Raw genomic sequence first — 23,492 nt, 5'->3', positions numbered from 1 at the left:
CGAGCCGCCCTTTTTATTGGGTTCCGTGTTTCAAAGCTCAGCCGGCTACCTGTGCAGGCCGCGCGCCGAGACGCGACAGCATGGCTTCGGCTTCTGCTCCGCGCTCGGAGCGGCCGATGAAGCCGCCGCCCAGCACGCGGGCTTCGTTGCCGTCATCGGAATAGAGAACGCAGGCCTGTCCCGGCGCGACGCCGGATTCGCCATCGACCAGTTCAACGACCGCAGTGTCATTTTCGTGGCGCAGGATGGCAGGGCGGGGCGGGCGTGTGGAGCGAACCTTGGCAAAAAGCTCTATGCCTGCAGGCGGAATTTCGCAGAGGGCTTTATCTCCCAGCCAGTTCATGTCGCGCAGATAGACCTTGTGGGTTTCTAGTGCCTCACGCGGGCCGACGATGACACGTGCATGCTCGGAATCGAGATGCACGACGTAAAGCGGCTCGCCGGAGGCGACGCCGATGCCCCGGCGCTGGCCGATCGTGTAGCGCAGAATGCCGTCATGGCGACCGAGAACACGCCCGTCGATATGGACGATGTCACCGGGGGTGGAGGCGCCGGGCTTCAGCTTTGCGATAATGTCGGAATATTTGCCCTGCGGCACGAAACAGATGTCCTGACTGTCCTGCTTGGTGGCGACGGACAGTCCCATCTCCTCGGCCATGGCACGAACAGCCGGCTTGGGCAAATCGCCCAGGGGAAAACGCAGGTAATCGAGCTGATCCTGTGTCGTAGCGAAAAGAAAATAGCTCTGATCCCGGTCGGCATCGAGTGGGCGGTACAATGCGCGGTGAGCACCGTTCGCGCGCGAGCGGATGTAGTGGCCGGTGGCCAGAGCATCGGCGCCCAGTTCCTTCGCCGTGGCGAGAAGATCGGCGAATTTGACCGTCTGGTTGCAGGAAACACAGGGGATCGGCGTTTCGCCATGCACATAGCTTTCGGCGAAGGGATTGATCACCGCCTCGCGAAAACGCCTCTCGTAGTCGAGCACATAATGGGGAATGCCGAGCGTTTCGGAAACGCGGCGTGCATCGTCTATGTCCTGTCCTGCACAGCAGGAGCCCGGCCGGTGCGTTGCCGCACCGTGGTCGTAGAGCTGGAGCGTGACGCCGACGACATCGTAGCCTTCACGTTTGAGCAGCCCGGCCACAACGGAGGAATCGACGCCGCCGGACATGGCGACGACGACACGCGTGTCCTGCGGGCGTGCGGGAAGGTCAAGGCTGTTCATGTCATTGTTCCAAAAGGATGCGACCGCATTTCGGTCCGGTATGCCGGAAACAGGCCAGTCAGGCAAATATAGGTCAGGCTTCGATCGCTTGCCAGACCCGTTTTCCTTCAACTCAGGCCCTCAGGAGCGTTCGGTGGCCTTTGAATCGCATTTGAATCAAAGGCCCAGCCATTCCCTAACGTGATGTTCATGTTCGTTACTTATCCATTAGGAACCGCTTAGGCAATTTTTAAAGCTGTGGCGGTAGTGTGGCAGCGATTGGTTCTTGCGTTTTTTTAGTAGAGAGTATGATGACCGATCTTGTTAGACCGCGAGTCAAATACGTAATCGGGCCGGACGGCAGCCCGCTTACAATTGCCGACCTGCCGCCAACGAATACGAGACGCTGGGTCATCCGGCGCAAGGCTGAAGTTGTGGCAGCCGTGAGGGGAGGTCTTCTAAGCCTTGAAGAAGCCTGTCAGCGCTATGCCCTGACGACCGAGGAATTTCTTTCCTGGCAGGCGTCGATCGATGAATACGGGCTTGCGGGCCTGCGCACGACGCGAATTCAGCAATATCGGCACTGAAGCCTTTTCTGATCTTTCGGATCCGCTTCCATCGCTTCAGACTTTTGTTCTGAGAGAAATCTTAATCCCGTGACCAGATAATGGTTTCGGGACAGAACATGCTCCCGCACAATGATCTGAAGCCGTCCCGCCATGTTTTTATGGCTGTTTGCGAACCATCAGCGGAAGGTCCCGGCCCCAAAGGGCGGGGCCTTTTTGCTTGTTTTTGCAAGCAGCTGTTCCCGATTTTCATCCGCAGACTTCAGGTTTCCTGCAGCGGTCCGGGCGTTTTCAGTCGGTGAATTTCTTCGAGCGGATATGAAAACGGCCCCGCGGCGAAGCCGGCGAGGCCGTTTGAAATCTGACAGTCTGAGTAAGGATCAGCCGATCATTGCGCTGCGCGGTGGGGCAGGTTCCGGCTCGCGCGCCTTGCCGTCGCGCATTTCCAGCATTTCAGCTTTGGCAAGCTCGGCTTCAGCTTCATGAAGCAATGTTTCGGCGGTGCTTCGCTGTCTGGCCAGATCGGATTGGGAATCCCTGAGATTGTCGCGCCGCTGGCGCGCGGCTTTCGCGAAGGTGGGATAGGCGAAATGGGTGATATCTGTGATGCCGGCTTTCTTTTCCTCGGCGGTGATCTGCATCTCCAGCTCGTTCGCCATCCGGTCGAATTCGGCGATCATCGCGTCGAGCTGCGCCAACTGCCGCCGTTTCTCGTTCACCTGAAATTGCTTCAGACGAACGAGGCCCTCACGTGACTTCATGACCCTCAACTCCGCACATACTCTTTACGCTCACACTTATCCGGCGGAACGAAAACAGCCTCCCACCGGTATTTTCCACTGAGAGAGCCAATGGAAAACAAATTCCTAAGATTCTTTGCGCCCGGTAACCATTCGTTTACGGGCATTGTTAATCATAAGGGGCAGGACTTAAGAGCCGGTAAAAATTCTGATGCGAATTGATACCGGCGAATGAGCCTGCTGAATCACTTACGTCGGTTTTTTGACGTACGCGACGGTTTGGGGCTTCCCTCGAATCATCTTTGGATTCAACAGAGTATGGAAAGAGGTTAAAAGTTCTGGTATCGTCCGAAGCACGAAATTAGGATTTGTTAACCATTCGGTGGCAGTTTCGATTCAGGCAATCGCTGCCGCGGGCCAGGACGGGTCGTACACAGGTTCGGCGGCAGAAAAGGGGAATGAGATGCGCGTTCTGCTGATAGAAGATGACAGTGCAACCGCACAGAGCATCGAGCTTATGCTGAAGTCTGAGAGCTTCAATGTCTACACCACCGACCTCGGTGAGGAAGGTGTCGATCTGGGCAAGCTCTATGACTACGATATTATTCTCCTCGACCTGAATCTGCCCGACATGTCGGGCTATGAGGTTCTGAGGACACTGCGCCTTTCCAAGGTCAAGACACCCATCCTGATCCTGTCCGGCATGGCCGGCATCGAGGACAAGGTGCGCGGCCTCGGCTTCGGCGCCGACGATTACATGACCAAGCCCTTCCACAAGGATGAGCTTGTCGCCCGTATTCATGCCATTGTGCGCCGCTCCAAGGGCCATGCGCAGTCGGTCATCACCACCGGCGATCTCGTGGTCAATCTCGATGCCAAGACCGTCGAAGTGGGTGGCCAGCGGGTGCATCTGACCGGCAAGGAATACCAGATGCTGGAGCTGCTCTCGCTGCGCAAGGGCACCACGCTCACCAAGGAAATGTTCCTCAACCACCTTTATGGCGGCATGGACGAGCCGGAGCTGAAGATCATCGACGTCTTCATCTGCAAGCTGCGCAAGAAGCTCGATGCCTGTTCCGGTGGTCAGAATTACATCGAAACGGTCTGGGGACGCGGTTATGTGCTGCGCGAGCCGGAAGAAATCCGCGAAAGCGCCTGATCTCTGCATTTGCGACGAGACAAGAAAAGACCCGGCTTTGCCGGGTTTTTTGTTTTCAGGTGATGTTGCAGCGGCGAATCAGGCTGCGATCTCTATGGTGCGAAAGCTGCCGAGAAGCTGCTCGCGAACGAAGGGCTTCAGCAGATAGCTGTCGGCCCCCGCACGTCTGGCGCGCATGATTGCCGCCACGTCCATTTCAACAAGTGAAAGCAGAATCCGGGGCGTGACTGCCCCCTGGATGGACCTTATCGCGCGAATGAGATCCGGGGTACTCATGTCCGGCAGGTTGTTGGAAACAACAATGATATGCGGCATCGACCGGCGGCACATTTCCAGTGTCTGGGCAGCAGTGCTGCTTTCAAAAACAGTCATCTCAGGGGTGGCGAGAATTCGCTTTGCAACTCTGCAGATCACATTCGACCCGTCAGCAAAGATGCACAGTTGTTTCATCTGTTTTTCCCCCGGCTTGCTCCGCGGGTGCAGAAGTGCCGCGAAGCTTCAGCCATGGTAGCGCCAACGGGTAAAGAACCGGGAAATTTGCCGGATAAAAATTATGTCAAATGCAATTTGGGTGGTTGCCGATATGATCGGCAAATGGTGCTGATTGCGCCTTTGCCTCATCGGCGCAACCCTTATGCGGCGGTCAGGGTGATCTCTTCGGCTGTGGCGTGAATGGAGATCGTCATGCCGGCTTCGCGCGCCAGAAGAAGCGTATAGTAAGGCTGCACGGCATGGGCATCGATCGGCTCTTCCGGCTTGCCGCCCGAATGCAGTTCGAGGAATTTCGGCGGTACCCGCAGCATGGGACCGCTGGAGGAAATGACGAAGCGTGGCGCGGTCTCGAGGTCTTCCAGTTTGACCGAGATCTTGCCGCCGCGGGGGATCGCGGCATTGGCGATCAGGATGAGGTTGAGCAGCAGCTTGACCTTGTTCTTGGGCAGCAGCGCACGACCGCCTTCCCAGACCAGTTCCGGCTTTTCATTCTTGAGAAATGCGATGGCGACAGCCTGCGCATCTCCGGTGTCGATCTGCATTCCGGCCGAACCGGCTGCACCAAAGGCAATGCGGGCGAATTGCAGGCGGGCCGAGGCGTTGCGCGCGCTCTGGCGGATGAGGTTCATGGCGTCTTCGTCGGCGCCGCCTTCATCGAGCAGTTCGAGGCCGTTGTTGATGGCTCCAACCGGAGAAATGATGTCGTGACAGACCCGGCTGCACAGAAGGGCTGCGAGATCAGGCGCGGAAAGCGTGAAAAGGTCTGTCATGAGCGGCGGTCCCTGCAAGAATCGATCTGTCGACGTGAATACGCCAGCTTGCGCCGCCACCCTATAGTCTGCGATGTCGAATCCGGCGAAGGCGCCGGCAGAAATGCAGGGTATGGAGTGTTGCGCAGGCGAACGTCCCAACGGCAGTTTCGGCCTTCGAACTGCCATCTTCATGTGAAAGCTTAATGGTTGAAAAAGAATTACGGCATAGGTTGCCGTGACTGGTATGATAAGCGATCGATTCAGAATCGCGGATGCCCGAGGCGCAGACGGAGTGCTCCGTTACGGAGATGTACTGCATGATTTCCCGATATCTCAGGCCGGATTTCGTCCGCGCTGTGGCTACGACCATCATTCTCGCGAGCGCGCTCGCCTTTTCGGTGTCGGCCTCGCGGGCCCAGGAATACACGGCTCAGGAGATTGTCGATTCCGGCCATCGCTTTTTCGGCTCCACCTCGGGTGGGCTGGCAAGCGTCGTCGAAAAGGTTTTTTCCTCCTACGGCCTGCCTAACGGCTACATTCTGGGAGAAGAGGGGTCGGGCGCGCTGATTGGCGGTCTCACCTATGGCGAAGGCACGCTCTATACCAAGAACGCCGGAGACCACCGGGTGTTCTGGCAGGGTCCTTCGCTGGGCTGGGATTTTGGCGGACAGGGCTCCCGCGTCATGGTTCTGGTCTACAATCTGGACGATATCAGCAATCTTTATACGCGTTACGGCGGTGTTGCGGGCTCTGCCTATGTGATCGCAGGCGTCGGCTTCAACGTGCTCAAGAACAACCAGATGCTGCTGGTCCCGATCCGCACCGGCGTGGGCGCCAGACTGGGTATCAATATGGGCTATCTGAAGCTGACCCAGTCCCCGACCTGGAATCCATTCTGATGCTTTCTGCGTCCGGCAAGGCCTGAACGCTCTTGCCGGTTGTTGCGCGATCGGTTCAGCTCATGGCGCAGGGCCCTGATCTGAAATATATCTCTCCGGGGCCGGACGCGTTTGCGGAGCGGACCTTTCGCAGGCATTCTTGAGAAGCGCCGGGCAGGACTTTAAGATAAGGTTCGGCTCTGCGACATTTGGAACGGATAGCGTATCTTGGTCCAGTCGATCCTTTTCTTCCTGCTTGGCTTCCTGTGCGCAGGCTTTATCGCGCTTTTGCTGGGGCCTCCGATCTGGCGGCGCGCGGTCACGCTCACGCGCAGGCGTCTGGAGGCGGCGCTGCCGTTGAGCCGCACCGAACTGCAGGCCGAAAAGGACAGGGTGCGTGCCGAATTTGCCTTGCAGGCGCGGCGACTGGAGATGACGATCGCTTCTCTTGAGGACAGACAGGCCGAGCAGAAAGTCGAAATCGCGCGGCTTGAACAGAAAGCCTCCGCGCTGGACGTGGACAAGACACAACTGTTGCACACCATTTCCGTACTGGAGGAGCGTAACGGTTCGCTTGCGGCGCAACTCGAAGAAGCTGAGCAGAATGCGACCAGATTGCAGGCGGCGCTGGACGAAGGCGGCAAGACGCTTAAGGAGCGGGATGAAGAAATCCGGCAACTTTCGCATCAATATGAGGAAGCCTCCTATCTGGCCAGCAGCCGGCAGATAGAGCTCGTCGGCCGCGAATCCGAGGTGGACAAGCTGGCGGCGGAAATTTCGCGTCTGCGTGTCGAGATCAGACAAGCCGAGCAGAAGGACAAGGAGCTTCTGGCACAGGCCAACGTGGCACGGGAGGCGCTCAGGGTAGAACAGCAGCGGGCAGGCGATCTCGGTGTCCGGATCGAGCGTCTGCTGGCAACGGTCGCCGACCGTGACGAAACGCTGGAACGGCGCGAGCGTGAACTGGCGCGTCTGCGTGAGACATCCAAACCCTCCACACCGGAACGGGCTTCGAAGAAAGCAGGTTCAGGTAAACGCGGTTCTGCCAAGGCGATCTCGGGGGCTGATGTGACACTTGCGCGGATCAAAGCCGACCGGGACAGGCTCGAGCGGCGATTGGCGCAAGCCAAGGGCAAGGAAGCCGAGAGCGGTGCGGAACTGCGGGACCAGATGGCGGCGCTGGCTGCCGAGGTTGTTCAGATGACCGCACAGAGAGAGGGATTGGATTCTCCCATCACCCGGCTGCTGGCAGAAAAGGGAAGCGAAAGCTCTGACCAGACAAGCCTCGCAGCACGGATTACGTCACTGCAAAAGGCGGATGCCGAAAGCTGAGCGCCAACTCCGAAAGGAGAAGGGAAGGCTGTGACGGTGTCGCTTATCCCGCATTTCTGGTGAAGGCGTGCAGCGCAATCGCCGAGGCTGCGGCGACGTTCAGGCTGTCGAAGCCCGGCGCCATGGTGATGCGCGCTGTGTGAAGGCGGGACATGAGGTGTTCGGGCAATCCCTCACCTTCGGTGCCGAGGTAGAGGGCAACAGGTCCGCGAGGCTCGACGTTGCGTATATCCGTCTCACCGCGCGGAGACAGGGCAAACTGCGTAACCCCCTTTTTCTCAAGCAAATCTGCGATGATGGTTGCATCGTCAGCCACGGCGAACGGCACTTTCAGGGCTGCTCCGACTGAAACGCGGATTGCCTTGCGATAGAGCGGATCGCAGCTGGCCTTGTCGAGCAGGACCGCATCGGCGCCGAAGGCGGCGGCATTGCGGAAGATCGAACCCACATTGTCATGGTTCGAGATGCCGACAAGGACGGCAACAAGCGCATTTCGCCCGACAGCGCCAAGAAGCTGGTCGGGAGACGCCAGTTCGCCGCGAAGGCCGATGGCCAGAATGCCCCTGTGCATGTGAAAGCCCGCAATGCGATCCATCACCGCCGCGCCGACCACATAGACCGGAACGTCGGCAGGCAGGCGCGCCAGCACATGTTGCATGCCTGCCAGACGGTTTTCCAGTATCAGCACGGATTCGACCCCGAAACGCCGCGATGTGGTCAGAACGTCCAGAACCACTTTGCCTTCGGCTACGAAGCGTCCTTGCCTGCCGACGAGATCGCGCTCGCGGATGTCAACATAGGCTGCTACCCGCTCGTCCAGCGGGTCGTCGATGCGGACAGGTTCCATGCCACCACCGTTCTGTTTCGATGGTGCGAGATAAAGCATTCAGCACCAAAATAAAAACCGCCTGAAGCGACACCGTTGGCTTCAGGCGGTCCAGCGGGAGGCGTGGCTTCGGAAAAGTGTGCTTCCGGCTGCTGACCTGTCAGGTCCCGGTATCAAGGCTGCGAACGGCTTTCCGGTCTGCGAACAGATCTTCCATCAGGCACAGCAGACGTTCCACCGAACGGCAATTGCAGGAATAATAGATTGTCTGGCGCTCGCGCCGCGTTTCGACCAGCCCGCCACAGCGCAACTTTGCCAGATGCTGGGAAAGCGCCGACTGGCTCAGTCCCACCAGTGAAGCGAGGGTATTCACGGAGAGTTCCTCGCGCATCAGAAGCGAGAGGATCTCAAGGCGCTTGCTGTTTGCCGTCAACGCCAGAAAAGCAGCGGCCTGTTCAGTGAGGATATTTTTCATCGCCCGCATGCACCCTCCTTCACGCCGATCCTGCACTATGGGTGCGGTGGAGCAAAGGTATAGCCTGCAACTTTTCCGTTATCAGGCATCAAATGTCTCAACCGATACAAAGCCTAAGCTATGCGCACCAGATCAAGAGACTGGTTCGGCGAACGGCCCGCTACCCGGCAGCACGGCCGGTTTTCGCCATTTCAGCCAGTACCCGGCGCAAATCATGCGCGGATGAAAGCGGTTCGGGGAAGAATATGCGCAGGCACTGATCGCCCGCGGCCAGATCCATCCCCTCGGAATCGAAACCGGTCACCACCCAGCCGTCGCCCTTCGCCTTCGCAAAATGCTGCGCATAAACTGCAATGGCGTCGCGGTGATCTTCGTTCATATGCTCGATGGCGGATTGCTCGCGTGCCCCGAATTCTTCGTTCGCCGCGTTGTCAGTGACGATGTCGGATCGTTCCAGCAGATAAGCCTTGCCGAAGCCTCCATTCATGCTGGCCCGCTCGACTTCCAGCCGGAAGAACGCGAAATCGCCCAGCCCCACATAGAGCTTCGCCTTGGGATTGCGGTTGAGATAACGGCGCGAGATTCGCTCATTCTCAGCGGATTCCCGCTCGATGCGCCGGGCGTGGCAGACAATGCTGATGCGCGGGTGCGCCATGGCATCCCCCTTGCCGGGTTCGCCCACGAGCAGAGCGCAGCGCGGATCGGCGCCAAGGCCCTGCGTGTGGCCGGACAGGCCGGAAATCAGGGTGATCGGCGTTCCATCGATGTCGGTGGCTATGCCGATGCGGCTGATCATCGGCACACCCGTAGCCTTTTCGTTGAAGGCAAGCGCACCGAAGCGGGCGCTCCGCAACAGGGTTTTGGCAAGCCGGATCGCCTCTGCATCCGTTTCGCGAATAACGTCTTTTTTGATCTCGTTCAAAACAAGTCTCCTGTTGCGCGCACAAAGCGCGCTCCGACATTTTGACCGGAAACCGCGACATTCTGAAAACGTCCGGGTGTTTTTGGTCCGGTGCTTCGGAACACCGCATCACAGGATACGGATGTTCCCGGCGGTCTTATTTCGGCGCCATGCGGATGGCGCCGTCAAGACGGATTGTTTCGCCATTCAGCATCTGGTTGTCGATGATGTGGAGCGCGAGGGCCGCATATTCGGCAGGCTCGCCCAGACGCGAGGGGAACGGCACAGCAGCGCCGAGCGAATCCTGCACTTCCTGTGGCATGGCCGCCATCATCGGCGTCTTGAAGATGCCGGGAGCGATGGTGCAGACGCGGATGCCGGAGCGGGCGAGATCGCGGGCAATGGGCAGCGTCATACCCACCACGCCGCCCTTGGAGGCCGAGTAGGCAGCCTGTCCGACCTGTCCGTCATAAGCAGCGACGGATGCGGTGTTGACCATGACGCCACGCTCGCCGCCCGCCAGCGGTTCCAGTTTTGCGGCTGCATCGGCAAACAGGCGGATCATGTTGAACGAGCCGATGAGATTGATCTCGATGACCCGGCGGTACTGGTCGAGCGGATGCGGCCCGTCCTTGCCGATGGTCTTCACTCCGATGGCGATGCCGGCGCAATTGACCAGTATGCGGGCGGTGCCCAGCTTCCCGGTGACCTCGGCCATGGCTGCCACGCCGCTTGCGGCATCGCTGACATCGCATTTGACGGCAATGCCGCCAATGTCGGCAGCCACAGCCTGAGCGCGCTCGATGCCGACATCGAATATGGCGACCCGGGCGCCTCTGGCAGCCAGCGCGCGGGCGGTTGCCTCGCCAAGGCCGGAACCTGCACCGGTAACGATCGCAATTTGTCCTTCGGCGTTCATGGGCGGGGCTCTCCGTGAAAACTGAGCTTGCTTTACGAGGTCCTCCGCATGCCTGCAACCATATCGAGCATTATGCTACTAAGGTCGGGCAAGAGCGGCGTGCGTTACCTCTCCCGTAAGGCTTGTCACCGCCCCGGGGACGATCTCGTGGATCAGCAGCCGGTTGCGGTCGACAGGGCGGGGCATGGAGATCTGACCATAAGGAATGCGGGTGAAACCCAGCGGGCCGTAATAGGGCTCGTCGCCGACAAGAAGAACCGATTGCCAGCCAGCGTTTCCTGCTGCTTCCAGCGCCATGGCGACAAGATGCCTGCCGATCCCCAGATTCTTGTGGGCCGGGCGAACCGCCAGCGGCCCGAGCATGAGCGAGCGGCCCTTTCCCGCGGCGATCGGTGTCATGCGGACAGACGCGATGACCATGCCATTCCTGATGCCGACAAAGGACAGATCACGCTCATGCGGTCCGCCCTCGCGGATCTTGTAAGCGGCACGCGCGAAACGGCCGGGCCCGAAAGCCTCTTCGTTCAGGGTATCGATTTCAGGGTCATGCGCCGGGGTTTCCGGCATGTATGTGACGTCGGCAAGGCTCATGTCTTTGCAGTCCGGTATGCGAGAAAAGGGTGCCGCCACAGGCAGCGTTCGCCAATGCGCTCAGGCGCGGGCGTCCTTTCGTCGTCGGTCGAACCGGATGGCTGCAAAGAAATCCAACATGAAAGTCCCGCTAGCATCAAACGCGGGCGGCTGCAATCGGCCTTGTGCCGGTGTGCATCGGTTGACGCTGTGTTTCCCGTTCACAATGGTGCCTTCAACCGATGGCCGCCCTATATGCGAACCTGACCGGAAAGGAATTGTGATGGGTTTGCTTGTCGACGGAAAATGGGAAGACAACTGGTACGATACCAGCGCGAGCGGCGGCCGGTTCGTGCGCTCGCAGTCGCAATGGCGCGACTGGATCACAGCCGATGGGCTGCCCGCTCCGGGAAGGGAGCGCGGCTTCAGGGCCGAACCCGGCCGCTATCATCTCTATGTTTCGCTGGCCTGCCCGTGGGCGCACCGCACACTGATCTTCCGGGCGCTGAAGAAGCTTGAGAAGGTGATCTCGGTTTCCGTGGTCGATCATTTCATGGGCGAGGATGGCTGGACCTTCCGAAAGCGTGATGGGGCGACCGGCGACACGCTTTACGGGCTGGAATTTCTCCACCAGATCTACACCCGCGCCGATCCTGCTTACTCCGGCCGGGTAACGGTGCCAGTTCTGTGGGACAAGCAGGAGCAGACCATTGTCAGCAATGAATCTGCGGAAATCATTCGCATGCTCAATTCCGCTTTTGACGAATGGGGCGATGCGGGCGTGGATTTTTATCCCAAGGCTTTGCGGAAAGAGATCGACGCTCTCAACGATGCCATCTACCCGGCAGTAAACAACGGCGTTTATCGTGCAGGTTTCGCCACCACGCAGGAGGCGTATGAGGAAGCTTATGGCGAATTGTTCGCCATGCTGGACACCCTGGACGACAGGCTGTCGCGACAGCGTTACCTGACAGGGGCGGGCATTACCGAAGCCGACTGGCGACTTTTCACCACGCTGGTGCGCTTCGATCCGGTCTATATCGGCCATTTCAAATGCAACCGGCAGCGCATCGCCGATTATCCCAACCTGTCAAATTATGTGCGTGACCTGTTTCAGGTTCCGGGTGTGGCAGGCACCGTCGATCTGCACCACATCAAGTGGCACTATTACGGAAGCCACAAGACGATAAATCCCACTGGCATCGTGCCGCTGGGGCCGGACGTGGATTTTGCGGCCCCGCATGATCGGGACCGCTTTGAGACACAAGCTCACCAATAGGGTGAAGCTGTCTCGCCAGCGAACACTTCGGAAAGCCGCTTGCGGGTGGCCGGTGTCGTTTCTTCCGGCAGGGCGTCGAGCGCGAAGAAGCCAGCGTCGGCTATTTCCCGGTCGGGCAGTTTTGGCGACGGCTGGCTGAAGTGCTCGATAAAATAGAGGCCGACGTGGTCACGCCGGCTGGACCGGCGGTTGAAGTGCATCGAGATCAGGGCCGGCGGGCCCGACATGACGATGTTGGCTTCTTCGGAAAGTTCACGCTCCAGCGCTTCCAGCATCGTCTCGCCCACTTCCACGCCGCCGCCGGGCAGCTGCCAGCCGGGAACATAGGTGTGGCGCACCAGCAGGACGGTGCGCGCCTGAGGGTCATGGACGAGACCGCGCACACCCAGCGTCATCGGACGCCGCAGCAGGAAATAGAAATGAAACAGCCGCGTCGTCAGGCCGGGACGTTTGTTTTCATGCGAAACGGCGGGCGGATCGGAACTGTTCATTTCACTTTCCGTTTCCTGTGAGTTTTTTTGACGGGTGGCGAGTGGAAAGAGCCGCTCGCCTCGCTTATGAAGACGGCCATGTTCAGGCTTGCGCATCTGTCCGACGCTCATCTCGGTCCGCTCCCCGATGTAACCTATCGCGAACTCGCCTCCAAGCGGGCGGTCGGCTACATCAACTGGCAGAGAAATCGCCGGCGTCACATGCATGACTCGGTTATCGACACGATTGTCGCAGATGTCAGGGCGAGCGGAGCCGATCACATCGCAGTCACCGGTGATCTGGTCAATCTGGCGCTGGACGGCGAAATCAGGATGGCCCGTCAATGGCTTGAAACGCTGGGCGAACCCCGCGACGTCTCGGTGGTGCCCGGCAACCATGACGCCTATGTGCCGGGAGCCTTCGCCAAGGTCTGCCGCGAATGGGCGCCATGGATGAGCGGGGATGAGATCAGCGGGGATCATCATGCCGGGCCGCGAGATCACCGCGACTTTCCCTATTTGCGGATACGTGGAGATATCGCGCTGATCGGTGTGTCTTCTGCCCGTGCCACAGCGCCCTTCATGGCCAACGGCTATCTGCGGGAAGGGCAGGGGCGGCGTCTGGCCGCTCTTCTGGACGAAACGGCGGCCAGAGGTCTGTGCCGGGTGGTGATGATCCACCATCCGCCAGTGCGCAACGCCGTGCCTCAGCATAAACGGCTGTTCGGCATCAGGCGATTTGGCAGGATCATGAAGCGTCATGGGGCAGAACTCGTCCTGCACGGTCACTCCCACGACCCGTCGCTGAACTTCCTCGATGGCGCCAATGGTCCGGTTCCCGTTGTGGGCGTGGCAGCGGCGGGACAGGCGCCCGGCGGCAAGCATGCGCCCGCGCAGTATAATCTGATCGACATCGCCGCTGATGGAACCGGATGGAACCTGAAGCTGACGCGACGCGGTCTGGAAGGGGCGACTTTGCCTCCTGCCGATCTCGAAGTTCGTGATCTTGTGGCCAGGCCGGGTGAAAAGGTTATCTCGGTTAAAAGCGCAGAGCGATCTGCCTGAGGTGATCCCAGAACAGCACCAGCGATAAAAGCACACCGGTGAGCGCGCCGGCGGCAATGAAGGCGAGGGCGGAACGGAAGGCTTCCCGGCGCTGGCTTCGGTGTCCGGCCTTTGCCTGCGGTTCATCTGCCGGGGTTTCGGGCTGGGAAGGGGTGGCGTACAGCTGACCGCCAGCGTCCAGCATGCGCTGCCGCTCGACGATGCGTTCGGCGATATAGCGCGTCACCTGATCGGCGACCGGTTTTATCTCGGTGGATTCAGCCAGAACGACCCGTCCGAGGCGGGTGTCGCGCAGGAAACGATAGGTGCGCCGGTCGCGACCCATGGCGATGTGGGCCACGGCGTCGATCCACAGCCGGGGCTGCAAGCCGGACGAAAGGGCGAAATCGAAAATTTCGATGTCGTTCGGAACTTCAGCGAATATTGGAGCCAGTTCGGTGGCGAGGAGTTCGAGGCGCGCATGCTGTGCATCGCGCATGTCGATCACCACGTCATCGCGGTCGGCAAGATTGTTCTTCACCTCGCGGATGGCAGATGCCAGCGCCGAGGGGGCGCCATCCCGTGATGACGCGATTTCTTCGCTGTTGCCCGCCATCGTCTGCCCGCCCGCATCCGGTTGCAGCACTGGAAACCGAAGCTGTTTCCGGACATCCAGTACCCGATCAGCGTATCAGCAATATCAATTGTGGCGAAAGAGCGGAATGCGTCTTTTCAGATGAGCATCAGTGGGCGTCGCCGAAACCGGCTGCCTGCAGCGCGCCAAGCAGCTTGTCCACCATATCCGGCGGATATTTCCTCTCTTCCAGAACCCGCCTCGGTTTGGCGGAGAAGTAGGGGAATCTGTCCTTCAGTGTGGTCAGCAACTGATCGCGTGTCCTCACATCTCCTGTGTGATCGGCGGCGATCAGTCGTGCCACGAGATAATGCGAACGTTCGGACGCCGGGTTCAGCCCCGCGGCGGCATTGGCCGCCTTATCCATGTCGCCCTGCATGAAATAGGAGAGGAACAGTCCAAAGTCCCACCAGGCCGGCCGGGCGCTCGACCCGTCGACGGCGCGCGCCATGATCGGGGTCGCGGCCGCATATTCGCCTGCGAAGATCAGGACGTAGGCATAGGCAGCCGCCATCGACAGATCATAGGTGTTCAGCTCATAGGCTTTCCGCATCCAGTGTATGGATTCCTCGGTGTTTCCGAGGCGCGAGTTGAGATAGCCATAGGCGCGGTGTGCATAGGAGCTGGTGGCGCCCATCTGCACCGCTTTTCGACCCATGGACAAAGCCCGTTCCCGCGATGCATCTGCGGGGTAGCTGTATCCGCTCGTAACTGTCTGGAGATCAAGAACCGCCATTTCCGAATAGATCAGCGGCGACTTGCCTCCCTGCTCGAGGAGTTTCTCAAAGCAGCTGTAGGCGGCCCTGTGCGTCTGCTCTCTCGGATCCTGGTAATAGTCGTCATTGAGAAGCAGGCATTTGGTGAGGCCTGCCTGAACGCCGGCCTGTTCGATATAGGCGTATATGATTCCTGAGGCGGTGTTGGTGGTGCTGAGCAACGCGGCAACGCTGTCTTCGATGCGTTCGGGCGACAGTTCCTGCGGAGAGAAAGTGCGCGAGTGAAGCACGCGGCCGTTGCCGATGTTCTGCAGCTCAACCGTCACGCTGCCCTGCTGGTGCCCCGAGGTTATCTTGAAAGCAAAACTCGTAGCATTGGCGACGGGGTCCGGCGTCCCCTGAAAGTCGCGGCCGATGAAATCGAGCGTATCGAAACCTGAAAGACCGCTGCGAAGTGTCGCCAACATGGAAACCTGCTCGGGAGTGTCCGCGCTGGCTTCAATGTAAATCACGGGCAGAGCGTCCGGGCCCTGTCCCGCGATGCTGCCCGTGCGGGAGTTTTCGATAAAGCCCGACAGATCGGTCTGGCGCAGAAACAGCATTGCCATCATGAGCGTCACGACGCCGATGGCGGCCCACATCAATGCGATATGCAGGGAGAAGGAACGGGTTGCAGCAACCGCTGGAGATTTCACCTCATGTGATGGTTCCGATACACTGGGCGCGTCTCCGGAGCCTTCCCCCGATTGATTTTCGACGTAGCTGGGAATGTAGCTTCCGCGCGGAATAACTATCTGAAGCGGATCGGATGCTCCTTCGGTGGCGAAGTATTGCTGGAGAAGATCGCGAAGCCGTCCGGCCTGCACACGCACCACCGCATCGGTGGAAGGGTCGAATTCCGTATCCTTGCCGAAGACATCAACGGCAATCGCGTAGCCCTTCAGGCGGTCGGCCTGACCCGCCTGTTCGCGTTCAACAAGATATCTGAGGAGGTCGCGGGCGCGCTCCGACCGGCTGAACGTGTTGCTGGCGAGAACGCGTTCCAGTGTCGTGCGCACTGCGGGGGCAGCAGGCGTGATGGGCTGCAAATGTCGAACCTCTCCTCGGATCGGCAGGAAGGTCGATCATATAGAGTTCCGCTCCCGGGGGACAAGCGCCGGCGCGGAAAGCCAACAGGCTGAAGGGCCGGTTGCGTGAGGCAACCGGCCCGGTGGTTAACAATTACTTACCGGCTACGATTCGATTTGCTGCCGATACGATCGCTTCGAGTGACGCGGCAACGATATTGGTGTTGATGCCGACGCCGAACAGCCGTCCGCCCGGATGCTCGATCTCTACATAGGAGATGGCGGAAGCATTGGAACCACTCTGGAGCGAGTGCTCTGAATAGTCGAGCACCGACATCGGCACGCCGATATGGCGCGAGAGGGCATCGACAAAGCCGTCGATCGGACCGGTGCCGACGCCTTCGATCTTCATCTCCCTGCCGTTATCGATGATCGTGGCTTCGAGAATACGGCGGCCCTTCACGGTGCTGTCGGGGAACGTGTGATGGTCGACAAACTTCATCCGACCTGCCGGCTGCTCGACATAGATGCGCTGGAATTCATCGTGGATGCGGCGTGAGGGCAGCTCCTTGCCTTCCTCGTCGGTGATTTCCTGAATGACCTCGCGGAATTCCACCTGCAGGTTGCGCGGCAGATTGATGCCGTAGTCGGTCTGCATGATGTAGGCGATGCCGCCCTTGCCCGACTGCGAGTTGATGCGGATGATCGCCTCGTAGGAGCGGCCGACATCCTGCGGGTCGATCGGCAGATAGGGCACTTCCCACACAGGCGAATTCGCCTTCTTCAGGGCAATCATGCCCTTGTTGATGGCGTCCTGATGCGAGCCGGAGAAGGCCGTGTAAACCAGCTCGCCAACATAGGGGTGGCGCTCGGCGATCCTGAGCTGGTTGGAGTATTCGTAGACGTCCTTCATGCGGTTGATGTCGGTGCAGTCGAGCTGCGGGTCCACGCCCTGCGTGTACATATTGAGCGCCAGCGTCACCACATCGACATTGCCGGTGCGCTCGCCATTGCCGAACAAGGTGCCTTCCACGCGGTCCGCGCCTGCCATCAGGCCGAGCTCGGTGGCGGCGATACCGGTGCCACGGTCATTGTGCGGATGCAGCGATATGATCAGGCTGTCGCGCCGGTCGAGGTTGCGGCACATCCATTCGATCTGGTCCGCGTAGACATTGGGCGTGTTCATCTCAACGGTTGAAGGCAGGTTGAGGATCAGCCTGTTGTCCGGGGTCGGGTTGACGATTTCCGTGACCGCATTGCAGATCTCCAGCGCCACTTCGAGCTCGGTGCCGGTGAAGCTCTCCGGCGAATACTGGAAACGATAGCCGCCACCGGCCTTCGTGGCCATGTCCATGATCATCTTCGCGGCATCGGTGGCGATCTGCTTGATGCCGCCGACATCCTTCGCGAAGACGACCCGGCGCTGCAATTCGCTGGTTGAATTGTAAAAATGGATGATCGGCGTATTGGCGCCTTCCAATGCCTCGAACGTGCGGGTGATCAGTTCCGGCCGGCACTGCACCAGCACCTGCAGATCGACATCATCCGGCACATTGCCTTCTTCGATCGCCCAGCGGCAGAAGTCGAAATCGGTCTGCGAGGCGGAAGGGAAGCCGATCTCGATTTCCGGGAAGCCCATGTCGAGCAGCAGCTGGAACATGCGGGCCTTGCGGTCCTGACCCATCGGGTCGACCAGCGCCTGATTGCCATCGCGCAAATCCACCGAGCACCAGATCGGCGCCTTCTCGATGCGCTTCGAGGGCCAGGTTCGGGCTGACATGTCCGGTGCGGGGAAAGGATGGTACTTCTGTGCCGCGTCCGGCATGCCCTTGCGGCTGGAACTGGTGGCAACGGGTTGCTTTGCGTTCATCGTCATCTTCTCCGGTTTCCACCGACCTGCCACAGGAATGGCTGTCATCGGATCGGCGGTGCCTTAATAAAAATCGGTCGTAGGGTACAGGTTTGCCAAGGAGCATCATGCCGGGCGGCGGTATCGACCGCCGGGCGCTCCTTCAGCGAACCCGGCGATCGCCGATAAGGCCGAGAAGAAGGAGAGTGGAGGCAAGCGCGCGCAACGTCTCGCCGGAGAAGCCGGTCGAGCGGTTGGAAGCGGATGCAGGGCGCTTGGTCATGGAGGCTCTCTTACAGGAGCCGTCCCTCAGAGGCAAGACACGGGCAGAACTTTCCGTCCATTCCAGCCTGCCATGCAATGGCTGAGCGCCTGATCGGGGTAACATGAGCCGAGGCTTCAGCTGACCATCCTGCGTGCAAACAGCCTCGCTATGGGCGGCCCGATCAGCAGCACGATCATGAAGCGGGATGTTTGCATGGCCATCACGAATGACAGATCAACCTTGTCGGTGGCAGCTGCGATGATGGCAATCGTTTCCATGGCGCCGGGGCTGGTTGCGAGATAGGCCGTCATCGGGTCGATGCCCAGCATCCGGCTCATGAGCCAGCCAAGCCCGGCGCAGAATATCAGCAAGGCAGCGATCGAGCCGAGGATCTGGGGCAGGGCGCGCATGGCATGGTGAAGGGCAGGTCGGGTGAAGCCAAGCCCGATGTGCCAGCCGATCATCGCGTAGCTCATGCCCAGCAGCCATGGCGGCAGATCGAATTCCATACCCGTGCCGAGATGCAGCGCCATGCCGATGAACATCGCCCCAAGAAAAAACGGCGAGGGCAGCCGCAGCACCTTGCCAAGGCTGGCTCCACCGATCGCCACGGCCAGAGTGACCAGCAAGCCGGTTTGCAGCGGCGGAAACCAGATGATGTCCGGCACGTCGATCCGGGTCGTATCGATCCACAGCCCGGCAATCAGAGAAGCGGATATGGAAATGATGATGACCCGCAAATACTGCATGACGGCGACAAGACGCTGATCAGCACCGAAGGAGCCCGCCATCAGCACCATCACCGCTGCCGCACCGGGGGCCGATCCCCACAGTGCCGTGGTTCCCGGCAGTATGCGCAGGCGGCTGATCAGCCATCCGAGAAAGCCTGATGCGGCAAGCGTGGCCATAACCGCGCCGAGGATTGGAGGCCAGCTTGCGTAGAAAAGGCCAAGAATGTCAGCGGACACGGAGTTGGCGATGAGACAGCCAATCACACCCTGCGCGAGGCCGAAGGCAGGTGTTGGTACGCGCACCGTGGCGCCGCTCACGCCGATCACGATGCCGGCCAGCATCGGTCCGATCAGCAGGGGGGCGGGAACACTGGCGAGTTCGAGCAGCACCACCACCGAGGCAGAAAGGGCGAAGAGCAGAGCCCACTGGAGAGGCGGCGAAGCATGCGACAGGCGCGATCCGGTCTGTTGCTCCTGAGGCTTTTGGCTTGTCTGATCCATGGACTGGCTTTGCAGAAAGGATTGAGGGCGCAGCCATCGGCCGGTGCCTGCGCAAATCGCCGATCCGATCGGATCAGCGCATCCCTGATAGAATCAAATTCAGCGAAAGCGAACCTGCAAAACACGAAACGCCGCGAAGGCACGAAGGCTGATCAGGGAAGGCCAATGCCTCCGGCCGGTTCTGTCTCGACCTGAAACTCAAAGCCTGAAACCAGAGGGCGGGCCCTGGCAATGGTTTCCTGAACATGGGGAAGCTGCAGCGAAGCCTGATGGCTCTCGGCGTCGGCCCACACCTCTGTCACCCAAAGAGCCGAAGAGTCGGCCGGGTCGCGGGAAACCACATAGCTGAGGCAGCCCGGCAGAGCGCTGGCGGCTTTCAGGATGAGTTCCAGAAGCTCGTCGCGCTTACCCGGCGCTGCGCGCAATTTTCCGATCAGCCCATACATGAGCAACCTCCCTGTCTGCCTGCTTACAAGCCGCCGCCACATATGCAGGGTGATTCAGATCGCGCGAATGCGCAACCATGAATCTTTACAAGGGTCTGCGGGTTCCGGCTGAGGAAGTGATTCAGGCGAAGGGAACCGCCACGCTGCCCTTCGGGAGCTTGGCTTCATCATCCGGTTCGACGTGGATCGTCACGCGCACGGACGGATTGTCAGCTTTCAGCGCGTCCTCGATGCGGTCGCAGATTACATGCGCTTCGCCGACAGGCATGTCGGAGTCCACCACCATGTGAAACTCGATGAAGGTGGCGCGTCCGGCAATCCGGGTCTTCAGATCGTGGACTTCCAGCGCGCCCCTGGAGTTGACCGAGATGATATCCCGGATGCGCATCTGATCTTCGATGTCGACGCTGCGGTCCATGAGGCCGTTCAGGGATTCGCCCATCACCTTCCAGCCCTGATAGAGGATGTTCACGGCGACGATCAGCGCCAGCAGCGGGTCCAGCACATGCCAGCCGGTAAACACGGCGGCGACAAGGCCGATGATGACGCCCGCCGAAGTTACGACGTCGGTCATGATGTGCTGGCCATCGGCAACCAGAGCGGGCGATCTCGCGCGGCGGCCCGAACGGATCAGAACCGTCGCCCATATGCAGTTGATGAGAGCGGCAAAGCCATTGATGGCCATGCCTTCCCATGGCTGTTCCATGGCCTGCGGAGCCTGGATCGTGTCCCAGACCTGAGCCATGATCAGCAGCGCCGCCACCACGATCAGTACACCTTCGAGCACGGCCGAGAAATATTCGGCCTTGTGATGCCCGAAGGGATGGTCGCTGTCTGCCGGCTTGTGGCTGACGCGGATGGCCCACAGGGCCGCGCCTGCGGTGATGAGATTGACGATGGATTCCAGCGCATCAGAATAGAGCGCCACGGAGCCGGTCATGCGCCAGGCGAGGAATTTCAGCCCCATGACACCGAGGGCGATCAGGATCGACCAGACGGCAAGGATCTGCACCCTGCGCTTCGACGAATTCCGATCCTGATGCACCTGGTCCATTTCCATCAAAGTCAGGCCAGCTTTTCCCGCGCCTTGCGAGGCAGGTGAACGACGATGTTCTCGATAATGCGCATGCCGGCGTCGCCGCCCAGCGTCATGATCGATTCGGGATGGAACTGGACGGCCGCCACCGGTTCCTTCTGATGCTCGAAAGCCATGATGGTGCCGTCCTCGCTGGTGGCCGTCACTTCGAATTCGCGGGGAAGGCGGGCGGGATCGGCAAAGATGGAATGGTACCGGCCGACTGTGACTTCCTTTGGCAGGCCGGAGAAGATGATGCCTTGCTTCGACACGCGAATGCGCGACGGTTTGCCGTGCATCGGAACGGCAAGCTGGCGCAATTCTCCGCCATAGGCTTCGGCAAGCGCCTGCAGCCCGAGGCAGACACCGAAGATCGGCAGCTTGCGCCGGCGCGCCTTGCCGATGGTGGCTGCGCAGTCGAAGTCCTTAGGCGTGCCCGGACCGGGCGACAGCACCACCAGATCCGGCTTCAGCTCGTCGAACACCGAATCGGCTACCGGCGTGCGCACGGTGGAGACGTTCGCGCCGGTCTGGCGGAAGTAGTTCGCCAGCGTGTGGACGAAGCTGTCTTCATGGTCGACCAGCAATATGTTCAGCCCCTCACCGACGCGGGCGGTGGCCCGTTCGACAGCGGCGTTGTTGCCGGCCTTGGCGTCGCGGATGGCGGAAAGCATGGCGGAGGCCTTCAATTCGGTTTCGGCTTCTTCGTCCTCAGGGATGGAATCGAACAGAAGTGTCGCGCCGGCGCGCACTTCGGCAATGCCGTCATTGATGCGGATGGTGCGCAGCGTCAAGCCGGTATTGAGATCGCCGTTGAAATGCACCATGCCGATAGCCCCGCCATACCAGGCGCGGGGGCTTTTCTCGTTGTTCTCGATGAAACGCATAGCCCACAATTTCGGCGCCCCGGTGACAGTGACAGCCCAGGCATGGCTGAGAAAGGCGTCAAAGGCATCCATACCCTCGCGCAGGCGGCCCTCGATATGGTCGACGGTGTGGATGAGGCGCGAATACATCTCGATCTGGCGCCGTCCGATCACGCGTACCGAGCCCGGCTCGCACACCCGGCTCTTGTCGTTGCGGTCGACATCCGAGCACATGGTCAGCTCGCTCTCGTCCTTCTTGGAGTTGAGCAGACGGATGATCTGCTCGGCATCCTCAATGGCGTCGGCGCCACGTTTGATGGTGCCGGAGATCGGGCATGTCTCGACGCGGCGGCCATTCACCCGCACGAACATTTCGGGCGAGGCGCCGACCAGATACTCGCCTTCGCCCAGATTGATGAAGAAGGAATAGGGAGAGGGGTTGGTGGTCTTGAGGCGGCGGGCGATATCGGAAGGCGCGCTCTGGCAGCGTTCATAAAAAGTCTGGCCGGGCACCACCTCGAACAGGTCGCCGCGCTTGAAGCTGGCCATGGCGCTGCGCACCAGCGCCGCATATTCGCCGGGCTCATGGTCGCCGCGCGGCGGTGTGTGGTCCGACGGAGTGAAGGGAGCGGCCGGAGTCTCACGCGGCATGCCCTCTGTGGAAAAATCCTTGCCCGCATAGTCATAGCGGTCGGTCCACGCCTTCGCTGAATAGTGGTCGACGACGAGAATCTCGTCGGGCAGGAACAGCACGAGGTCGCGCTGGCTGTCCGCGCGCTTCAGCTTGTAGTCCACCGGATCGAACTGGAAGGCGAGATCGTAGCCGAAGGCGCCATAAAGGCCGAGATTGCTGTCGTCCGTGGTGTGGAAGAGGGCGGTGATGGCGCGCAGAACGGTGAAAACCGAGGGCGCGCGGCTGCGCTCTTCCTCGGTGAATATGCGGTCCGGCTTGTTTACCTCAAGCAGGATGAGTGCATCGGTCACTTGCGTGATGTGAACTTCCGCCAGATCGGCAAGAGCGGCGTGAAATGTCGGCAGCAGGGCTGTGCCACGTTCGTTGAGCGCCTCGATGCGCATGGAGCGGTCGCGGGCGGAAATGACCAGCGGCGGATCGATGATGGCAGTGTCCCAGCGTGTGTAGCGACCGGGATATTCATAGTTGGAGGAGAAGACGGCGCCGCGACGTGAATCCAGTCCGTCGATGTAAGTTTCGATCGCCCCGGCATAGGGCCGGTCATGGCGCTGGCGGGTGATCTCAATCCCCCCCGAGGTGATAAAGCGTTCCGCTCCGTTATCGAGAATTTCCACCGTCATTGCCGTCTCCGTTTTTGACTTCTGGCAACGGACCTGGAGGCTGAAATGTAAAATGGCCGCCCGGACATCCGTTGCGGCCACCATTCATTTTCGCGCGCACGCGTTCAGAAGGCCGCTGTCAGCAGGCCCACCACCACGCAAAGCTCGAGGAACGCATATTCATGGGCACTTCAATAGCCGCCTTCGGCAAGGCCGGCAAGCTGTTTTGATGTTGTCCGGAACATGAACCTGCGAGGGTGGAATCGGAGAGGCGCGGCCCTGTCGGGCAAGCACCTTTCTCTGCTCTCAGCTGAGCCCTTCGATATCGCCATTGTCGTTGAGATAGATGTTCTCGGATGATGGCTTTGAGGGGAGGCCGGGCATGGTCATGATCTCGCCGCAGATGGCCACGACGAAGCCCGCGCCGGCCGAGAGGCGAACT

The 23,492-nt window shown here is 60.1% G+C and carries 24 protein-coding genes; 6 read left to right on the top strand and 18 right to left on the bottom strand.

Translation table 11 applies throughout. The features are described from left to right. Nucleotides 1–37: 37 nt before the first annotated feature. The gene (gene mnmA, locus AC5XE7_RS19305; protein ID WP_495367277.1) at nucleotides 38–1,225 is read right to left on the bottom strand and encodes a tRNA 2-thiouridine(34) synthase MnmA; all 1,188 of its coding nucleotides are present in this window, start codon (nucleotides 1,223–1,225) and stop codon (nucleotides 38–40) included. Between the two features lie 290 nt (nucleotides 1,226–1,515). On the opposite strand from mnmA, the gene sciP reads away from it, so the two are divergent. Then, complete coding sequence (sciP, locus tag AC5XE7_RS19300) at nucleotides 1,516–1,791, top strand: CtrA inhibitor SciP (RefSeq protein ID WP_183831664.1); 276 nt, start codon at nucleotides 1,516–1,518, stop codon at nucleotides 1,789–1,791. A 359-nt stretch (nucleotides 1,792–2,150) separates the two neighbouring features. On the opposite strand, the gene AC5XE7_RS19295 is transcribed toward sciP, so the two are convergent. After that, a complete protein-coding gene (locus tag AC5XE7_RS19295; RefSeq protein ID WP_183831663.1) occupies nucleotides 2,151–2,531 on the bottom strand; it encodes a flagellar export protein FliJ in 381 nt (126 codons plus the stop codon). A 442-nt stretch (nucleotides 2,532–2,973) separates the two neighbouring features. Between AC5XE7_RS19295 and ctrA the strand changes: the two genes are divergently transcribed. Further along, nucleotides 2,974–3,669, top strand: coding sequence for a response regulator transcription factor CtrA (gene ctrA / locus AC5XE7_RS19290; protein WP_183831662.1), 696 nt, complete (start codon nucleotides 2,974–2,976; stop codon nucleotides 3,667–3,669). 78 nt (nucleotides 3,670–3,747) lie between these two features. On the opposite strand, the gene AC5XE7_RS19285 is transcribed toward ctrA, so the two are convergent. Both AC5XE7_RS19285 and chpT read right to left on the bottom strand, forming a co-directional pair. After that, nucleotides 3,748–4,119: a response regulator gene (locus tag AC5XE7_RS19285; protein ID WP_183831661.1), complete on the bottom strand. Its 372-nt coding sequence runs from the start codon at nucleotides 4,117–4,119 to the stop codon at nucleotides 3,748–3,750. Between the two features lie 182 nt (nucleotides 4,120–4,301). Then, complete coding sequence (gene chpT / locus AC5XE7_RS19280; RefSeq protein WP_239799339.1) at nucleotides 4,302–4,931, bottom strand: histidine phosphotransferase ChpT; 630 nt, start codon at nucleotides 4,929–4,931, stop codon at nucleotides 4,302–4,304. Nucleotides 4,932–5,230: 299 nt separating this feature from the next. Here chpT and AC5XE7_RS19275 point away from each other — a divergent pair, with 299 nt between their 5' ends. Both AC5XE7_RS19275 and AC5XE7_RS19270 read left to right on the top strand, forming a co-directional pair. Continuing rightward, the gene (locus AC5XE7_RS19275; RefSeq protein ID WP_239799338.1) at nucleotides 5,231–5,812 is read left to right on the top strand and encodes a DUF1134 domain-containing protein; all 582 of its coding nucleotides are present in this window, start codon (nucleotides 5,231–5,233) and stop codon (nucleotides 5,810–5,812) included. Nucleotides 5,813–6,019: 207 nt separating this feature from the next. Then, nucleotides 6,020–7,123 carry a coiled-coil domain-containing protein gene (locus AC5XE7_RS19270; RefSeq protein ID WP_495367276.1) on the top strand — a complete coding sequence of 368 codons (1,104 nt, stop codon included), beginning with the start codon at nucleotides 6,020–6,022 and terminating at the stop codon, nucleotides 7,121–7,123. Between the two features lie 43 nt (nucleotides 7,124–7,166). Here the strand turns inward: AC5XE7_RS19270 and AC5XE7_RS19265 are convergent, their stop codons facing one another. From AC5XE7_RS19265 to AC5XE7_RS19245, 5 genes are all read right to left on the bottom strand, one after another. Next, nucleotides 7,167–7,970: a TrmH family RNA methyltransferase gene (locus AC5XE7_RS19265; RefSeq protein ID WP_495367275.1), complete on the bottom strand. Its 804-nt coding sequence runs from the start codon at nucleotides 7,968–7,970 to the stop codon at nucleotides 7,167–7,169. Between the two features lie 139 nt (nucleotides 7,971–8,109). Next, entirely contained in the window at nucleotides 8,110–8,433 is a 324-nt protein-coding gene (locus AC5XE7_RS19260) for an ArsR/SmtB family transcription factor (RefSeq protein WP_183831657.1), read from the bottom strand. 151 nt (nucleotides 8,434–8,584) lie between these two features. Beyond that, a complete protein-coding gene (locus AC5XE7_RS19255; protein ID WP_495367274.1) occupies nucleotides 8,585–9,346 on the bottom strand; it encodes a HugZ family pyridoxamine 5'-phosphate oxidase in 762 nt (253 codons plus the stop codon). A 136-nt stretch (nucleotides 9,347–9,482) separates the two neighbouring features. Then, the gene (locus AC5XE7_RS19250) at nucleotides 9,483–10,244 is read right to left on the bottom strand and encodes an SDR family NAD(P)-dependent oxidoreductase (RefSeq protein WP_495367273.1); all 762 of its coding nucleotides are present in this window, start codon (nucleotides 10,242–10,244) and stop codon (nucleotides 9,483–9,485) included. 78 nt (nucleotides 10,245–10,322) lie between these two features. Next, nucleotides 10,323–10,835, bottom strand: coding sequence for a GNAT family N-acetyltransferase (locus tag AC5XE7_RS19245; RefSeq protein ID WP_495367272.1), 513 nt, complete (start codon nucleotides 10,833–10,835; stop codon nucleotides 10,323–10,325). 262 nt (nucleotides 10,836–11,097) lie between these two features. Here AC5XE7_RS19245 and AC5XE7_RS19240 point away from each other — a divergent pair, with 262 nt between their 5' ends. Further along, nucleotides 11,098–12,093, top strand: coding sequence for a glutathione S-transferase family protein (locus AC5XE7_RS19240; RefSeq protein WP_495367271.1), 996 nt, complete (start codon nucleotides 11,098–11,100; stop codon nucleotides 12,091–12,093). On the opposite strand, the gene AC5XE7_RS19235 is transcribed toward AC5XE7_RS19240, so the two are convergent. After that, nucleotides 12,084–12,584, bottom strand: coding sequence for an NUDIX domain-containing protein (locus tag AC5XE7_RS19235; protein ID WP_495367270.1), 501 nt, complete (start codon nucleotides 12,582–12,584; stop codon nucleotides 12,084–12,086). The genes AC5XE7_RS19240 and AC5XE7_RS19235 overlap by 10 nt on opposite strands. A 78-nt stretch (nucleotides 12,585–12,662) precedes the next feature. Here AC5XE7_RS19235 and AC5XE7_RS19230 point away from each other — a divergent pair, with 78 nt between their 5' ends. Then, a complete protein-coding gene (locus tag AC5XE7_RS19230) occupies nucleotides 12,663–13,628 on the top strand; it encodes a metallophosphoesterase family protein (RefSeq protein ID WP_495367269.1) in 966 nt (321 codons plus the stop codon). Here the strand turns inward: AC5XE7_RS19230 and AC5XE7_RS19225 are convergent. The 8 genes from AC5XE7_RS19225 to AC5XE7_RS19190 all read right to left on the bottom strand — a co-directional run. Beyond that, nucleotides 13,603–14,223, bottom strand: a complete 621-nt coding sequence (locus AC5XE7_RS19225; RefSeq protein WP_495367268.1) for a hypothetical protein — start codon at nucleotides 14,221–14,223, stop codon at nucleotides 13,603–13,605. The genes AC5XE7_RS19230 and AC5XE7_RS19225 overlap by 26 nt on opposite strands. Nucleotides 14,224–14,350: 127 nt before the next feature. After that, the gene (locus AC5XE7_RS19220) at nucleotides 14,351–16,045 is read right to left on the bottom strand and encodes a tetratricopeptide repeat protein (RefSeq protein WP_495367267.1); all 1,695 of its coding nucleotides are present in this window, start codon (nucleotides 16,043–16,045) and stop codon (nucleotides 14,351–14,353) included. Between the two features lie 133 nt (nucleotides 16,046–16,178). Beyond that, on the bottom strand, nucleotides 16,179–17,900 hold the full coding sequence (gene leuA, locus AC5XE7_RS19215) for a 2-isopropylmalate synthase (RefSeq protein WP_495367266.1): 1,722 nt from the start codon (nucleotides 17,898–17,900) through the stop codon (nucleotides 16,179–16,181). A gap of 372 nt (nucleotides 17,901–18,272) precedes the next feature. After that, the gene (locus tag AC5XE7_RS19210) at nucleotides 18,273–19,370 is read right to left on the bottom strand and encodes an AbrB family transcriptional regulator (RefSeq protein ID WP_495367265.1); all 1,098 of its coding nucleotides are present in this window, start codon (nucleotides 19,368–19,370) and stop codon (nucleotides 18,273–18,275) included. A gap of 152 nt (nucleotides 19,371–19,522) precedes the next feature. Continuing rightward, on the bottom strand, nucleotides 19,523–19,816 hold the full coding sequence (locus AC5XE7_RS19205) for a putative quinol monooxygenase (protein ID WP_495367264.1): 294 nt from the start codon (nucleotides 19,814–19,816) through the stop codon (nucleotides 19,523–19,525). 121 nt (nucleotides 19,817–19,937) lie between these two features. Then, on the bottom strand, nucleotides 19,938–20,861 hold the full coding sequence (locus AC5XE7_RS19200) for a cation diffusion facilitator family transporter (RefSeq protein ID WP_495367263.1): 924 nt from the start codon (nucleotides 20,859–20,861) through the stop codon (nucleotides 19,938–19,940). 20 nt (nucleotides 20,862–20,881) lie between these two features. Continuing rightward, the gene (locus tag AC5XE7_RS19195; RefSeq protein WP_495367262.1) at nucleotides 20,882–23,071 is read right to left on the bottom strand and encodes an anthranilate synthase; all 2,190 of its coding nucleotides are present in this window, start codon (nucleotides 23,069–23,071) and stop codon (nucleotides 20,882–20,884) included. Between the two features lie 285 nt (nucleotides 23,072–23,356). After that, nucleotides 23,357–23,492, bottom strand: a 136-nt coding sequence (locus AC5XE7_RS19190; RefSeq protein ID WP_495367209.1) for a formate--tetrahydrofolate ligase, incomplete at its 5' end; no start/stop codon positions are given.

It is taken from the genome of Aquamicrobium sp. YD-1-mutant5 (genome assembly GCF_059509755.1).
The sequence above is the reverse complement of the archived record's forward strand: the minus strand, read 5'-3'. Positions and strand labels throughout refer to the sequence as shown.

Coding starts and splice junctions, on each gene's coding strand:
- mnmA (WP_495367277.1), bottom strand. CDS start 1,225: ATGAACAGCCTTGACCTTCCCGCACGCCCGCAGGACACGCGTGTCGTC.
- sciP (WP_183831664.1), top strand. CDS start 1,516: ATGACCGATCTTGTTAGACCGCGAGTCAAATACGTAATCGGGCCGGAC.
- AC5XE7_RS19295 (WP_183831663.1), bottom strand. CDS start 2,531: ATGAAGTCACGTGAGGGCCTCGTTCGTCTGAAGCAATTTCAGGTGAAC.
- ctrA (WP_183831662.1), top strand. CDS start 2,974: ATGCGCGTTCTGCTGATAGAAGATGACAGTGCAACCGCACAGAGCATC.
- AC5XE7_RS19285 (WP_183831661.1), bottom strand. CDS start 4,119: ATGAAACAACTGTGCATCTTTGCTGACGGGTCGAATGTGATCTGCAGA.
- chpT (WP_239799339.1), bottom strand. CDS start 4,931: ATGACAGACCTTTTCACGCTTTCCGCGCCTGATCTCGCAGCCCTTCTG.
- AC5XE7_RS19275 (WP_239799338.1), top strand. CDS start 5,231: ATGATTTCCCGATATCTCAGGCCGGATTTCGTCCGCGCTGTGGCTACG.
- AC5XE7_RS19265 (WP_495367275.1), bottom strand. CDS start 7,970: ATGGAACCTGTCCGCATCGACGACCCGCTGGACGAGCGGGTAGCAGCC.
- AC5XE7_RS19260 (WP_183831657.1), bottom strand. CDS start 8,433: ATGCGGGCGATGAAAAATATCCTCACTGAACAGGCCGCTGCTTTTCTG.
- AC5XE7_RS19250 (WP_495367273.1), bottom strand. CDS start 10,244: ATGAACGCCGAAGGACAAATTGCGATCGTTACCGGTGCAGGTTCCGGC.
- AC5XE7_RS19245 (WP_495367272.1), bottom strand. CDS start 10,835: ATGAGCCTTGCCGACGTCACATACATGCCGGAAACCCCGGCGCATGAC.
- AC5XE7_RS19240 (WP_495367271.1), top strand. CDS start 11,098: ATGGGTTTGCTTGTCGACGGAAAATGGGAAGACAACTGGTACGATACC.
- AC5XE7_RS19235 (WP_495367270.1), bottom strand. CDS start 12,584: ATGAACAGTTCCGATCCGCCCGCCGTTTCGCATGAAAACAAACGTCCC.
- AC5XE7_RS19230 (WP_495367269.1), top strand. CDS start 12,663: ATGTTCAGGCTTGCGCATCTGTCCGACGCTCATCTCGGTCCGCTCCCC.
- AC5XE7_RS19225 (WP_495367268.1), bottom strand. CDS start 14,223: ATGGCGGGCAACAGCGAAGAAATCGCGTCATCACGGGATGGCGCCCCC.
- leuA (WP_495367266.1), bottom strand. CDS start 17,900: ATGACGATGAACGCAAAGCAACCCGTTGCCACCAGTTCCAGCCGCAAG.
- AC5XE7_RS19210 (WP_495367265.1), bottom strand. CDS start 19,370: ATGGATCAGACAAGCCAAAAGCCTCAGGAGCAACAGACCGGATCGCGC.
- AC5XE7_RS19205 (WP_495367264.1), bottom strand. CDS start 19,816: ATGTATGGGCTGATCGGAAAATTGCGCGCAGCGCCGGGTAAGCGCGAC.
- AC5XE7_RS19195 (WP_495367262.1), bottom strand. CDS start 23,071: ATGACGGTGGAAATTCTCGATAACGGAGCGGAACGCTTTATCACCTCG.